Raw genomic sequence first — 12,772 nt, 5'->3', positions numbered from 1 at the left:
AACCGGAGCGCCTGACCGATGCCCGACCTGATGAGAGCGCCTACCTAGCATGCTGTCCTTCATCGCCCGCCGGCTGGGCTTGCTGATCCCGACGTTCTTCGGCGTCACCCTGCTGACCTTCGCGCTGATCCGCCTGATCCCCGGCGATCCGGTGGAAGTGATGATGGGCGAACGCCGCATCGACCCGCAGATGCATGCCGAAGCCATGCACCGCCTCGGCCTGGACAAGCCGCTCTACGCGCAATACCTCGATTACATCGGCGATCTCGCGCACGGCGATCTTGGCCAGTCGCTGCGCAACCAGGAGAGCGTCTGGCACGAGTTCCTCGCGCTGTTCCCGGCGACCCTGGAGCTGTCGCTCGCCGCGCTGATCTTCGCCAGCGTGCTCGGCCTGCTCGCCGGGATGATCGCCGCGCTCAAGCGCGGATCGGCGTTCGATCACGGGGTGATGGGCCTGGCGCTCACCGGCTATTCGATGCCGATCTTCTGGTGGGGGCTGGTCCTGATCATGTTCTTCTCGGTGTACCTGGGCTGGACGCCGGTGTCGGACCGCCTCGACCTGCTCTTCGACGTCCCGCCGGTCACCGGCTTCATGCTCATCGACACCCTGCTCAGCGACGAGGACGGTGCGTTCCTCGACGCGCTGCGCCACCTGATCCTGCCGGCCATCGTGCTCGGCACCATCCCACTGGCGGTGATCGCGCGGATGACCCGCTCGGCGATGCTCGAGGTGCTGCGCGAGGATTACGTGCGCACCGCGCGCGCCAAGGGCCTGTCGCCGACCCGCGTGGTGGTCGTGCATGCGCTGCGTAACGCGCTGATCCCGGTGCTCACGGTGTTCGGCCTGCAGGTCGGCGCATTGCTCGCCGGCGCGGTGCTCACCGAAACCATCTTTTCCTGGCCGGGTATCGGCAAGTGGCTGATCGAGGCGATCGGCGCGCGCGACTACCCGGTGGTGCAAAACGGCATACTGCTGATCGCCTGCCTGGTGATCCTGGTGAACTTCGTGGTGGATATCCTCTACGGGCTGGTCAATCCGCGGATAAGGCATCAACGATGAACAGTGTTAAACACGCAGGGCGGATGCCACCTTCTTCGTCCACCCTCGAAACGCCGCAACGGTGGAGGGATGAAGCCTCATCCACCCTACGATGGGCCAGCCCTGCCGAGCGGTTGGCGAACGGGTTCGCCTCGACGGCTGAAAACGCAGGTTGGATGACGCTCTATTTATCCGCCAACGAAACTCCGCAACGGTGGATGGGTGAAGCGTCATCCACCCTACGGGACGGGCGCTTGGCGACCTCGTTCGTCCAGGCACAAGCACTTCGCGAGGTCGCGCATGGCTGAATCCACGCCGCTGGCGGCCACCGACTCGAGCCTGCTCTACCCCTCGCCGTTCCGCGAGTTCTGCAAGGCGTTCGCCAGCAACCGGGGCGCGCTGGGGGGGCTGGCGTTCCTCTTGCTGATCGTCTTCTGCGCGCTGTTCGCGCCCTGGGTCGCGCCCCACGACCCCAGCGAGCAGTACCGTGACTTCCTGCTCACCCCGCCGGCCTGGCTGGACGCCGGCCAGGCGCAGTTCCTCCTCGGCACCGACGAGCTGGGCCGCGACCTGCTTTCGCGGCTGATACACGGCGCACGCCTGTCGTTGCTGATCGGCCTGGCCTCGGTGGTGATGTCGCTGATCCCCGGCGTGCTGCTCGGCCTGCTCGCCGGCTTCTCCCCGCGCCTGCTCGGCCCGTCGATCATGCGTTTGATGGACATCATGCTGGCGCTGCCGTCGCTGCTGCTGGCGGTGGCCATCGTCGCCATCCTCGGCGCCGGACTGATCAACACGGTGATCGCGATCGCCATCGTCTCGCTGCCCGCGTACGTGCGCCTGACCCGCGCCGCGGTGATGGTCGAGGTACAACGCGACTACGTCACCGCCGCGCGCCTGGCCGGGGCCGGGCTGCCGCGGCTGATGTTCGTCACCGTGCTGCCGAACTGCATGGCGCCGCTGATCGTGCAGGCAACGCTGAGTTTCTCCTCGGCGATCCTCGACGCCGCCGCGCTGGGCTTTCTCGGCCTCGGCGTGCAACCGCCGACGCCCGAGTGGGGCACCATGCTGGCGTCGGCGCGCGACTACATCGAACGCGCCTGGTGGGTGGTTTCGTTGCCGGGCCTGACCATCCTGCTCAGCGTGCTGGCGATCAACCTGATGGGCGACGGGCTGCGCGACGCGCTGGACCCGAAACTGAAGAACGCTGCCTGATGAGTGAATTCCTCTCCGGTGCGCACGGCGCACCCTACAGCGCCAGTATCCGTAGGGTGCGCCGCGCGCACCAACGCCCCTTCGCGGAGCACGTCGAATGAGCCTGCTGGAAATCCAGAACCTCTCCGTGCGCTTCGGCGCCGACGCGGCGCCGGTGGTCGATGCGCTGGACCTCACGGTGGAGGCCGGCGAGGTGCTGGCGATCGTCGGCGAGTCGGGCTCGGGCAAATCCGTGACCATGCTGGCGCTGATGGGCCTGGTCGATGCGCCTGGCATCGTCGGCGCGGATGTCCTGCGCTTCGACGGCACCGACATGCTGCGCCTCACGCCACGGCAGCGGCGGCGCATCGTCGGCAAGGACCTGGCGATGGTCTTCCAGGACCCGATGACCGCGCTCAACCCCAGCTACACGGTGGGGTTCCAGATCGAGGAAGTGCTGCGCCAGCACCTCGGCCTCAAGGGCCGCGCCGCCCGCCAACGCGCGCTGGAGTTGCTCGAACGGGTGGAAATCCCGGCCGCGGCGAGCCGCCTTGACGCCTATCCGCACCAGCTTTCCGGCGGCATGAGCCAGCGCGTGGCGATCGCCATGGCGATTGCCGGCGAACCCAAGCTGCTGATCGCCGACGAACCGACCACCGCCCTCGACGTGACCATCCAGGCGCAGATCATGCACCTGCTGCTGGACCTGCAGCGCGACCGCGGCATGGCGCTGATCCTAATCACCCACGACCTCGCGGTGGTCGCCGAAACCGCCCGGCGGGTGTGCGTGATGTACGCCGGCGAAGCGGTGGAAGTCGGCCACATCCCGACGCTGTTCGAGCGCCCGGCACACCCCTACAGCGAGGCGCTGCTGGCGGCGATTCCCGAGCACAGCCGGGGCGCGAGGCGGCTGGCGACGCTGCCGGGCATCGTCCCCGGCCGTTACGACCGCCCGCACGGCTGCCTGCTGTCGCCGCGCTGCCCCTACGTGCAGGACGATTGCCGGGCACGGCGCCCGCCGCTGGACGCCAAGGCGCAGAGCCTGGCGCGCTGCTTTCATCCGCGTAACCAGGAGGGGGTCGTATGAGCGTTCTGGTCGCCCGCGACCTGGCCCGCCATTACCAGGTATCGCACGGGCTGTTCAGGGAAAATGCGGTGGTCCGCGCGCTGGACGGCATCTCCTTCGCGCTGGAAGCCGGGCAGACCCTGGCGGTGGTCGGCGAATCCGGCTGCGGTAAGTCGACCCTGGCGCGCGCGCTGACGCTGATCGAGCAGCCCACCTCCGGCTCGCTGCAGATCGCCGGGCAGGAAGTCGCCGGCGCCAGCAGGGCGGCGCGCAAGCAACTGCGCCGCGACGTGCAGATGGTCTTCCAGAGTCCCTACGCCTCGCTCAATCCGCGACAGAAGATCGGCGACCAGCTGGCCGAACCGCTGCTGATCAACACCGGGCTGTCGCGCGCCGAACGCCAGGAACAGGTGCAGGCGATGATGCGCCAGGTGGGCCTGCGCCCCGAGCACTACCCGCGCTACCCGCACATGTTTTCCGGCGGGCAGCGCCAGCGCATCGCCATCGCCCGGGCAATGATGCTGAATCCCAAAGTGCTGGTGGCCGACGAGCCGACCTCGGCGCTGGACGTGTCGATCCAGGCGCAGGTGCTGAACCTGTTCATGGACCTGCAGGAAGCGTTCGGCACCGCCTACGTGTTCATCTCGCACAACCTCTCGGTGGTGCAGCACGTCGCCGATCGGGTGCTGGTGATGTACCTCGGCCGGCCGATGGAACTGGGCCCCAGCGAACGCGTTCACGGCCGACCGCTGCACCCCTACACCCAGGCGTTGCTGTCGGCCACACCGACCCTGCACCCGGACCCGAACAGGCCGAAGATTAGGATCAGCGGCGAGCTGCCCAACCCGCTCGATCCGCCGTCCGGCTGCGTGTTCCACCCGCGCTGCCCCTACGCGACAGAGCGCTGCCGCCAGGAAGTCCCGGCATTCCGCCCGCTGGACGAGCGCCTGGTCGCCTGCCATTACGCCGGAGAGGTTGGCGTCGCGTAACGGCGTATCGCCCCTGCACGCCGCCGTTCCGAGTTGTAGGGTGGGCTTCAGCCCACCGTTCACTCACCCACCCACCGTCACCCCAAACGCGCACGGTGGGCCGCCACCTCAATACACATCCCGCCGATAGCGCCCGGCTTCGGTGAAGTCGGCCAGGCCCTGCTCGCCGAGCGCCTCCAGCAGCAGCGCATCGACGCCACCGGCCATGCCCACCAGGCTGCCGCAGACGTAGATCGAAGCGCCCTGCTCCAGCCAGCGGCGCAGCTCGTCGAGGTTTTCCCCGAGCACATCCTGCACGTAGCGCTTGCGCTCCTGGTCGCGGGAGAACGCCAGGTCGAGCCGCTGCAGCTCGCCGCTCGCCAGCCAGGCCTGGATTTCCTCGGCGCAGTAGAAGTCGTGGGCGCGGTTGCGCTCGCCGAAGAGCAGCCAGTTGCGCCGCTGGCCGGCGGCGATGCGCGCCTTGAGCAGGCTGCGCAGGCCGGCCAGGCCGCTGCCATTGCCGATCAGGATCAGCGGACGGTCATCCTCCGGGACATGGAAGGCGCTGTTGCGGCGCACCCGTGCGCGCACCCCGGCGTGCAGCGGCGCATGTTCGCTGAGCCAGCCGGAGCCGAGGCCGAGGCTGCCGTCGGGGTGGAATTCCTGGCGCACGATCAGCTCGAGCACGCCGTCGGAGGGCAGCGAGGCAATGGAATATTCGCGCACGCCCAGCGGCACCAGCGCGTCCAGCAGCGCCTGCGGGTGCAGCCCGACCAGGTGGACGAAGCTGTCCGGCAGTTGCCGCGTGCACAACGCGTCGAGCAGCGGCATGGCCAGCCCGTCCAGCGTCACCGGCGCATCCGCGATCAGGCCGTGGCCGTCTAGCCAGCGCCGCACCCTCTCCGGCGGATGCCGCGGCAACACTTCGAGGATGTCGCCGGCGCACCAGTCCGCGCGTGGCGCCAGGCCGACGAGGAAGGTCTGCGCGCCCTGGCCGCCGGGGTTGAGGCAGACGCGGCGCTGCAGCGGCCAGCTGTCGAACGGCACCGGCGCGACCTCCAGCGGCCCACGGGTGCCGGTGACTTCGTTCAGGCGCAGCTGCCAATCGGCGATGGCCGCGCTGTCGCCGTCATCCACCTCCACCGCGTCGAACAGCGCGCGGGCGCCGGCGCCGCTCAGCCAGGCATCGACGCGGCGGGCGAACCCGCAGAACTGCTGGTACTGGCGATCGCCCAGCGCCAGCACCGCGTAATGCAGGCTGCCCAGGTCGAGGCGCTGACCGAGCATCTTGCGCTCGAAGCTACGGGCATTGTCCGGCGCCTCGCCGTCGCCGAAGGTGCTGACCACGAACAGTGCGTTGCGCGTCTGGCGCAGCGCCTGTTCGTCGATGCGCATCAGCGGTTGCACCTGCACCGGGACGCCGGCGGCCTGCAACTGCCCGGCGGCGCGCCAGGCCAGCTGTTCGGCGAGACCGCTCTGGCTGGCGAAACCGATCAGCCAGCCGTCCGCCGACGAATCGCCGGCCACGCCGACACGCGCCGCGCGAATTTCGCGTTTCTTGCGGCGGCGGTCGAGGTAGAGCAGCCAACCGGTGACGAAGAACAGCGGCATGCCCAGGCTGGCCAGCATCATCAGGATGCGGCCGGGCAGGCCGAAATACTCGCCGGTGTGCAGCGCGTAGATGCTGATCAGCAGCTGCGGGCCGAGGTTCTTGTCGGCATAGCGCTCGTGGCGCAGCACCTTGCCGGTCGCGGTATCCAGCTGAATCTGGTTCAGCGCGCGCGGGTGCGGCGAATCGTCGAGCAGGTAGAACACCGTGGCCGGCTGGCCTGCCGCCAGCGGCAGGCGCAGGTTGAAGCCCGCCAGGTGGTCGCCGGCGGTCTGCCGGATGCTGTTCCAGAGCAAGTCGTAGTCGACCACCGGGGCCGCTGTCGGCGCGCTCCCCCGCGCTTGCCCGCCCGGTCGGCCGCGGCCCTCACCGCGCTTGCCCTGCTGTCCGGCCAGTGCGTCGCCGAGCAGGCGGTTGGCGCCGTCGCGGAACCAGTCGTAGGACCAGGTGAGCCCGGTCAGCGCCGCGCAGAGGTAGAACACCAGGCACCAGGTGCCGGCCACGGCATGCAGGTCCCAGTTGAAGGCGCGGCCCTTCTTCGCCCAGTCCAGAGTCAGCCAGGCGCGCCAATTCAGCGCCTTGCGCGGCCAGCGCAGGTAGAGGCCGGAGAGGCAGAAGAACACCAGCGCCAGGGTGCTGGCGGCGGTGATCTGCTTGCCGACCTCGCCAGCCGCGAGGAAGCGGTGCAGCTGCAGCACGAAGGCGAAGAAGCCCATGCCGCGCGGCTCGCCCATCGCATCGCCGGTGTAGGGATCGAGAAAACGCATGGCGCCACGCCGTTCGCCCGGCGGCGGGGTGAAGAACACCCGCGCCGGATCGCCGTCGCCGAGGATCAGGTAGACACCCGACACCGTCTTGCCTTCCAGCGCCTGTGCCCTGGCTGCCAGCTCGCCCAGCGGCAGCACCTGCGCATCGCGGCGCTCGACCTGCATCTGGGGATTGATCAGCCCGAGAATCTCGTCCTGGAACTCGTAGATCGCCCCGGTCAGCCCCATCAGCGCCAGCACGAGGCCGGCGCTGATGCCGAAGAACCAGTGCAGCTGGAAGATCGTTTTCTTGAACACCTGGGTCACCTTCGCGCGGCTGGGCAGTGCGACGCGCGCATCCCTGCGTGGAATTGAATGATTCGTTTGGCAGCGTCAAACAGGAGTAAATTCTATTTGAGAAAAACTTTCAAAGGCGGGTTTTCTCGCGCTATTTACCTGTTGCTTACCTATCCCGGCAGCACCGCCCGGGTACGACAAAGCCCCGGTGCAGCGAACTGCAGCGGGGCTTGGCGTGGAGCTCTCTAGAAGCTGTAGTTGGCGGTCAGGATCGCGGCGCGGCCATCCCCCGGTGTTGCCCAGCCGTTGTTGCGGATGCGCGTGAGGTAGTGCTTGTCGAACAGGTTGTTGACGTTCAGCCGCAGGTCGAGATTGCGGTTGACCTTGTAGCCGAGCATCGCGCGGTGGACGGTATATCCGGAGGCCGTCGGAGCGTTGTCGGTGCTGGCCAGGTACTGCTTGCTCTGGGTGGTCAGACCGTAGCCGAGCTGCAGGTTGTACGGCAGATCGTAGGTCGTCCAGATGCTCGCGGCGTGCTTGGGGGTGAAGGTCAGCGGATTGCCTTTCTGGGCGTCGATGCCGGTGGTTTCCTGGGTGTAGTCGCTGACGCTCTGCAGCACTTCGGTGTCCAGGTAGGTGTAGTTGGCGAAGACTTTCCACTTCTCGGTGATCAAGCCCGATACGCCCAACGCGATGCCGTCGACGCGTGCCTGGCCATCGAGCGCCTGCTCGCCGGACAGGTTGCTCGGGTCGTTGCTGGCCACCTTGTAGTTGGTCCGATCGTTACGGAACACCGAGGCAGTCAGCGACAGCGCGTCCTGGAAGAAGTCCCACTTGGTGCCGATTTCGTAGCTGATGGATTTTTCCGGATCGGCGTCGCAGTTGTTGCTGGACGGGTTGGTGCCACGCCCGGCGCTGAAGCAACCGCCGTTGACCGAGGATTGCGACGGCGTCTTGGTGTTGCCGTAGGCCACGTAGATGCTGCCGTTTTCGGCAGGTTTGTAGACCAGGCCAAGACGATAGGAGGTCAGGTCGTCGCTGTTGTGGTAGCGAGTGCCCGGCGTGACAGCACCGGTGGTGGCATTGATGGCGTCCGACTTCGAACTGCCCTCGTTGCGCTCGTAGCGCACACCGCCGTTCAGCTCCCACTGCTCGTTGAACTTCAGCGTGTCGAAGGCATAGGCCGCGCGGTTGTCCAGCTCGCCGTCGATCTTCGCGGTGCGGGTGAAGTTGATCGGGCCGCCCCAGTAGGATTCGGGGTCGCTGATGCTGACGGGCGGGATAACGATTCCGGTCGAGCTGCCATCGGCGTTGCGCATCCAGTTGCCGGTTTTCGCGTCGTATTCCTCGCGGGTGAAGGCCACCCCGGTGACCAGGGTGTGTTCGATGAAGCCAGTGGAGAAGTTGCTGGTCACGTCCGTCTGGTTGGTGAAGATCCTGTTTTCGGTGTCTCGCGCGTTACCCAGCGAACCGCCGCTCGGCTGGAAGAACCCGGGCGCAAGCGTACCGGCGCAAGCGCCACCGGCAGGCGTCACGCCAGTGGCCAGACACGCCGTCGAGGCGCCTTCGGGGCCGGAAACCCAGGTTTCCTGACGAACGCGCGCCGCCCGGCTGAAGTTGCGAATCGACACCGCGTCGTTGAAGTCGTGCTCGAGCTTGAGGCTGAGGGCGTCGGTGCTGATTTCCTGCTTGTTGGCGTTGCGATAGCCGTAGTAGTTGTCCCAGTCGACGCCGGGAAGCAGCTTGCCGTTATAGATCGGCACACCGAACTGCGGGAGGTTGTCGTCTTTCTGGTGCTCGTAGCTGACCGTCACACGGGTGGGCGTGCCGAGCCCGAACGCGATGGACGGCGCGATGCCCCAGCGCTCGAAGTCCTCGTGGTCCCGCCCGGGGGCGTCGTTGGCATGCGCCATCAGGTTGAGGCGGAAGGCGGTGGTGTCGTTCAGGTGCTGGTTGGTATCGAGCGTGACACGCGTGTAGTTGTCGGTGCCCAGCCCGCCGCTGAGGGTGGTGAAGTCACGCTGCTGAGGCGACTTGGTGACGATGTTGATCGTGCCGCCCACCGAGCCGGAGCCGGAGTACACCGAGCTGGCGCCGTTGACGACTTCGATCTGTTCCAGGTTGAAGGGGTCGGTGCGGCTGTACTGGGCGCTGTCGCGCACGCCATCGACCTGAATGTCGTTGTTCGCCGAAAAGCCGCGCAGGTTGATGCTGTCACCGTATCCGCCGCCGCCCTCGCCCGCGCCGAAGGTGATGCCCGGCACGGTGCTGAGGATGTCGCGCATGGTCAGCAGGTTCTGATCCTCGATGAGCTGGTGGGGCACCACGGTGATCGTCTGCGGCGTGTCGCGCAGCGGAGCGGTGTACTTGGGCGAGGAGACCTCGTCGACCTTGTAGTTCTGCTCCTGGTCCTGCTCGCCTACGGCAGTGGCGCTTTCCAGCATGATCGCCTCGCCTTTCTTCGGCGCGTCGGCGGCGATTGCGTGGCCTCCCGACATGGCGGTGATGGCAACTCCGATCGCGGATGCGAGAACCCGCTGCGTTGAAACGTTCGCGTCATTGGCGCTTTGAGACTTCATGTCTACCCCCCCCCCGTTGTTGAAGGAGCGCAATTTATTTCAGAGCAGAAACGTTTTCAATTGAAATTCTTTTCCATTTAGCAAAAAATTACATCTGCCTTCCGTTCGCGTCTGGAGCACCATCAAAGCATGTCGACATGCGGCTCCGCCTTACTCAATTTTCTGGATCGGCCACCATGCTGCTGCACATTCCCCACGTCTTCACCCGTGACGAAGTCACCCGTATTCGCCAGGCACTGGAAGGCGCCCAATGGATCGACGGGCGTGTCACGGCCGGTTACCAGTCGGTCAAGGCGAAATCCAACGAACAGTTGGCCGAAGACGATCCGCTGGCCAGCGAAATCGGCTCGGCGATGCTGCAACGGCTCTGGCAGCACCCGCGGTTCTTCTCCGCGGCGCTGCCGAACAAGGCCTACCCGCCGATGTTCAACCGCTACCGCGACGGTGGCACCTTCGGTTTTCACATCGACAACGCCATTCGCAAGGTCCGCGGCAGCGCGGAACAGGTGCGCACCGACGTGTCCTCCACGCTGTTCTTCAGCGACCCCGACGAGTACGAGGGTGGCGAGTTGGTCATCGAGGACACCTACGGCGTGCGCCAGGTGAAGTTTGCCGCCGGCGACCTGGTGGTCTACCCCGGCACCAGCCGGCACAAGGTCATGCCGGTGACCCGCGGCACGCGCTACGCCTCGTTCTTCTGGACCCAGAGCATGATTCGCGAGGACAGCCAGCGCACCCTGCTGTTCGAGATGGACCAGGCGATCCAGCGGTTGACCGCGGACATGCCCGATCATCCGTCATTGCTGACCCTCACCGGCACCTACCACAACCTGCTGCGCCGCTGGGCCGAAGTATGAGTGCCGACCTGCGCCGCCGTGCACGGCTGCTGCTGTTGGCCGCCGAACAGGGCGATGCCGACGCGCAGGCGCACCTGGGGCAGATCCTTCTCGATGGCAGCGGCATCGCCCGTGACCAGAAGCTGGCACTGACCTGGTTCCGCATCGCCGCCGCGCAGAACAATCCGATGGCCCTGAACATGGTCGGCCGCTGCCTGGAAAACGGCTGGGGTTGCGATATCGACCTGGTCGAAGCGGCGCGGCACTTCCGGCGGGCCGCCGCGCTCGGCCTGGACTGGGGCCTCTACAACTACGCGCAGCTGTTGACCCGTGGCCGTGGCGTTGCGCAGGACATGGCGCAGGCCTTCCGTCTGTTCGTCCAGGCGGCGGAGATGGGCCACGCGAAGTCGATGAACCTCCTCGGGCGCTTCTACGCCGAAGGCGTCGTGGTGCCGGCCGACCAGGCCAAGGCGCGGGAACTGTACGAGCGTGCAGCCCTGGGCGGCGATTTCCGCGGCCAGTACAACCACGCCACCGCCCTGGCCGAGGACGGCAGGCTGGAGGAAGCCATCGGTTGGCTGCGCAAGGCGCTGACCACGGCCACGCCGGGGTTCATCGAGCGCGCGGGTCAGGTCCTCCTGGGCTCGACGCTGCCGCGCATCCGCGAAGTTGCCGGGGAATACCAGGCCATGCAGCGGCAGATGGAAAACGCCTGAAACGGCGTGGTTACGCAACGCCGGCCTGGAGACAGGCGGTGCGCGCGGCGCACCCTACGTAGGACGAGCGGCTTCCGTAGGGTGCGCCATGCGCACCGCACCCACGCCCAACAAAAAGCCCCGCCGAGGCGGGGCTTTCGAGCGAGCGCCAGCGCCTTACAGGTAGAAGGCTTTCAGCGGCGGGAAGCCGTTGAACTCCACCGCGCTGTAGCTGGTGGTGTAGGCCCCAGTGGACAGCCAGTACAGCCGATCGCCAATCGCCAGGTTCAGCGGCAGGCCGTACTTGTAGTGTTCGTACATGATGTCCGCGCTGTCGCAGGTCGGGCCGGCGATCACCACTTCCTCCATCTCGCCCTTCTTCTCGGTCCAGATGGGGAACTTGATGGCTTCGTCCATGGTTTCGATCAGGCCACTGAACTTGCCCACGTCGGTGTACACCCAGCGCTCCACGGCAGTGCGCGACTTGCGTGCCACCAGCACCACTTCGCTGACCAGGATGCCGGCGTTGGCGATCAGCGAACGGCCTGGCTCGAGGATGATTTCCGGCAACTCGTCGCCGAAATCTTCCTTGAGGAAGCGGATGATTTCCTCGGCGTAGGTTTCCAGGCTGTTGGTGCGGGTGATGTAGTTGGCCGGGAAGCCGCCACCCATGTTGATCATCTGCAGGGCGATGCCGTCCTCTTCCTTCAGGCGCTCGAAGATCACCTTCACCTTGGCGATGGCTGCATCCCAGACGTCGATGTCGCGCTGCTGGCTGCCGACGTGGAACGACAGGCCGTAGGGCACCAGGCCCAGTTGCTTGGCGAGAATCAGCAAATCCAGCGCCATGTCAGGGTTGCAGCCGAACTTGCGCGACAGCGGCCAGTCGGCCGAGGTCGAACCTTCGGTCAGGATGCGCACGTAGATCTTCGAGCCCGGCGCGGCCTTGGCGATGTTGCGCAGGTCGGCCTCGGAATCGGTGGCGAACAGGCGCACGCCCTTCTCGTAGAAGTAGCGCACGTCGCGGGCTTTCTTGATGGTGTTACCGTAGCTGATGCGGTCCGGCGAGACGCCGGTGGCCATCACCTTGTCCAGCTCGTAGATCGAGGCGATGTCGAAGTTCGAGCCCTTGTCGCGCAGCAGCTCGATGATCTCGACGGCCGGGTTGGCCTTGACGGCGTAGTAGACCTTGGCGAATTCGAAACCGGCGCGCAGGTCGTCGTAGGCCTTGCTGATGATCGCGGTGTCGATCACCACGAACGGGGTTTCCTGGCCGTCGGCGAACGCCTTCATCTTGTTGAAGGTTTCGCGCGGGTAATAGTCTTCGATCTGGATCGGCATGCGGAACTCCACTGGCAGAGCAACAAAAGTACGAAGGGATGGCTTCCTTAGAAGCCCGAACGCCTAATCCGTTTCCCCACTTTGGTTCGCCTACTTCCCAAGGCATGTCGCCGAGTATCGTCGGCCGGTGTTACCAGCCTGCAATCTCTCGTCGTCAGTACTTGAGCCGCATGGATCGTTTCCAGCATGGACGTTCGGGCGCGAACTTTAAGACCACGACCGGGGGAGATCAATCGGAAATTGCCCGTTTAAGAGGCCCGGCGGCAAACGTGTTTTATTCCGCACGCACCGCCCCGAAATGCTGCACGGCGCAGCACGAGAACGTGCGGCGGCGCCTGCACCGAAACGGGTCACGCGCCGCGCCCGCCGACGCCGCCACGGCTCGCCAGAGAGCGGCAGAGCGTC

General features: G+C 66.3%; 10 protein-coding genes. 7 read left to right on the top strand and 3 right to left on the bottom strand.

Going from position 1 to position 12,772, the window contains the following annotated elements; translation table 11 throughout:
• Positions 1 to 49: 49 nt before the first annotated feature.
• The 4 genes from B2X67_RS01075 to B2X67_RS01060 all read left to right on the top strand — a co-directional run bounded on the left by B2X67_RS01075 (position 50) and on the right by B2X67_RS01060 (position 4,285).
• Entirely contained in the window at positions 50 to 1,060 is a 1,011-nt protein-coding gene (locus tag B2X67_RS01075; RefSeq protein WP_282344668.1) for an ABC transporter permease subunit, read from the top strand.
• Positions 1,061 to 1,339: 279 nt separating this feature from the next.
• Positions 1,340 to 2,251: an ABC transporter permease subunit gene (locus B2X67_RS01070; RefSeq protein WP_286784350.1), complete on the top strand. Its 912-nt coding sequence runs from the start codon at positions 1,340 to 1,342 to the stop codon at positions 2,249 to 2,251.
• Between the two features lie 97 nt (positions 2,252 to 2,348).
• A complete protein-coding gene (locus B2X67_RS01065) occupies positions 2,349 to 3,317 on the top strand; it encodes an ABC transporter ATP-binding protein (RefSeq protein WP_286784349.1) in 969 nt (322 codons plus the stop codon).
• Complete coding sequence (locus tag B2X67_RS01060; protein WP_286784348.1) at positions 3,314 to 4,285, top strand: peptide ABC transporter ATP-binding protein; 972 nt, start codon at positions 3,314 to 3,316, stop codon at positions 4,283 to 4,285. Before B2X67_RS01065 ends, B2X67_RS01060 begins: the two co-directional genes overlap by 4 nt.
• 108 nt (positions 4,286 to 4,393) lie before the next feature.
• Here the strand turns inward: B2X67_RS01060 and B2X67_RS01055 are convergent, their stop codons facing one another.
• The gene (locus B2X67_RS01055) at positions 4,394 to 6,937 is read right to left on the bottom strand and encodes a sulfite reductase flavoprotein subunit alpha (protein WP_286784347.1); all 2,544 of its coding nucleotides are present in this window, start codon (positions 6,935 to 6,937) and stop codon (positions 4,394 to 4,396) included.
• 224 nt (positions 6,938 to 7,161) lie between these two features.
• On the bottom strand, positions 7,162 to 9,414 hold the full coding sequence (locus B2X67_RS01050) for a TonB-dependent receptor (protein ID WP_286784346.1): 2,253 nt from the start codon (positions 9,412 to 9,414) through the stop codon (positions 7,162 to 7,164).
• Positions 9,415 to 9,671: 257 nt separating this feature from the next.
• Here B2X67_RS01050 and B2X67_RS01045 point away from each other — a divergent pair, with 257 nt between their 5' ends.
• Together B2X67_RS01045 and B2X67_RS01040 are read left to right on the top strand one after the other, a co-directional pair.
• Complete coding sequence (locus B2X67_RS01045; RefSeq protein WP_286784345.1) at positions 9,672 to 10,352, top strand: Fe2+-dependent dioxygenase; 681 nt, start codon at positions 9,672 to 9,674, stop codon at positions 10,350 to 10,352.
• Positions 10,349 to 11,047 carry a tetratricopeptide repeat protein gene (locus tag B2X67_RS01040; RefSeq protein WP_286784344.1) on the top strand — a complete coding sequence of 233 codons (699 nt, stop codon included), beginning with the start codon at positions 10,349 to 10,351 and terminating at the stop codon, positions 11,045 to 11,047. Before B2X67_RS01045 ends, B2X67_RS01040 begins: the two co-directional genes overlap by 4 nt.
• 156 nt (positions 11,048 to 11,203) lie before the next feature.
• Here the strand turns inward: B2X67_RS01040 and B2X67_RS01035 are convergent, their stop codons facing one another.
• Positions 11,204 to 12,367: a type III PLP-dependent enzyme gene (locus tag B2X67_RS01035; protein ID WP_286784343.1), complete on the bottom strand. Its 1,164-nt coding sequence runs from the start codon at positions 12,365 to 12,367 to the stop codon at positions 11,204 to 11,206.
• Between the two features lie 170 nt (positions 12,368 to 12,537).
• On the opposite strand from B2X67_RS01035, the gene B2X67_RS01030 reads away from it, so the two are divergent.
• Positions 12,538 to 12,772: hypothetical protein (locus B2X67_RS01030; protein ID WP_286784342.1), on the top strand; the 235-nt coding region annotated here is incomplete at its 3' end.

The organism is Pseudomonas sp. UBA3153, assembly GCF_002364635.1.
Taxonomy (GTDB): Bacteria; Pseudomonadota; Gammaproteobacteria; order Pseudomonadales; family Pseudomonadaceae; genus Pseudomonas_O; species Pseudomonas_O kuykendallii.
This window is presented reverse-complemented; position numbering and strand designations above follow the sequence as displayed.

What these genes read in the sequence shown, in the direction of transcription:
- B2X67_RS01070 (WP_286784350.1), top strand. Translation starts at nt 1,340, where the DNA reads ATGGCTGAATCCACGCCGCTGGCGGCCACCGACTCGAGCCTGCTCTAC.
- B2X67_RS01050 (WP_286784346.1), bottom strand. Translation starts at nt 9,414, where the DNA reads ATGTCGGGAGGCCACGCAATCGCCGCCGACGCGCCGAAGAAAGGCGAG.
- B2X67_RS01045 (WP_286784345.1), top strand. Translation starts at nt 9,672, where the DNA reads ATGCTGCTGCACATTCCCCACGTCTTCACCCGTGACGAAGTCACCCGT.
- B2X67_RS01075 (WP_282344668.1), top strand. Translation starts at nt 50, where the DNA reads ATGCTGTCCTTCATCGCCCGCCGGCTGGGCTTGCTGATCCCGACGTTC.
- B2X67_RS01040 (WP_286784344.1), top strand. Translation starts at nt 10,349, where the DNA reads ATGAGTGCCGACCTGCGCCGCCGTGCACGGCTGCTGCTGTTGGCCGCC.
- B2X67_RS01035 (WP_286784343.1), bottom strand. Translation starts at nt 12,367, where the DNA reads ATGCCGATCCAGATCGAAGACTATTACCCGCGCGAAACCTTCAACAAG.
- B2X67_RS01060 (WP_286784348.1), top strand. Translation starts at nt 3,314, where the DNA reads ATGAGCGTTCTGGTCGCCCGCGACCTGGCCCGCCATTACCAGGTATCG.
- B2X67_RS01065 (WP_286784349.1), top strand. Translation starts at nt 2,349, where the DNA reads ATGAGCCTGCTGGAAATCCAGAACCTCTCCGTGCGCTTCGGCGCCGAC.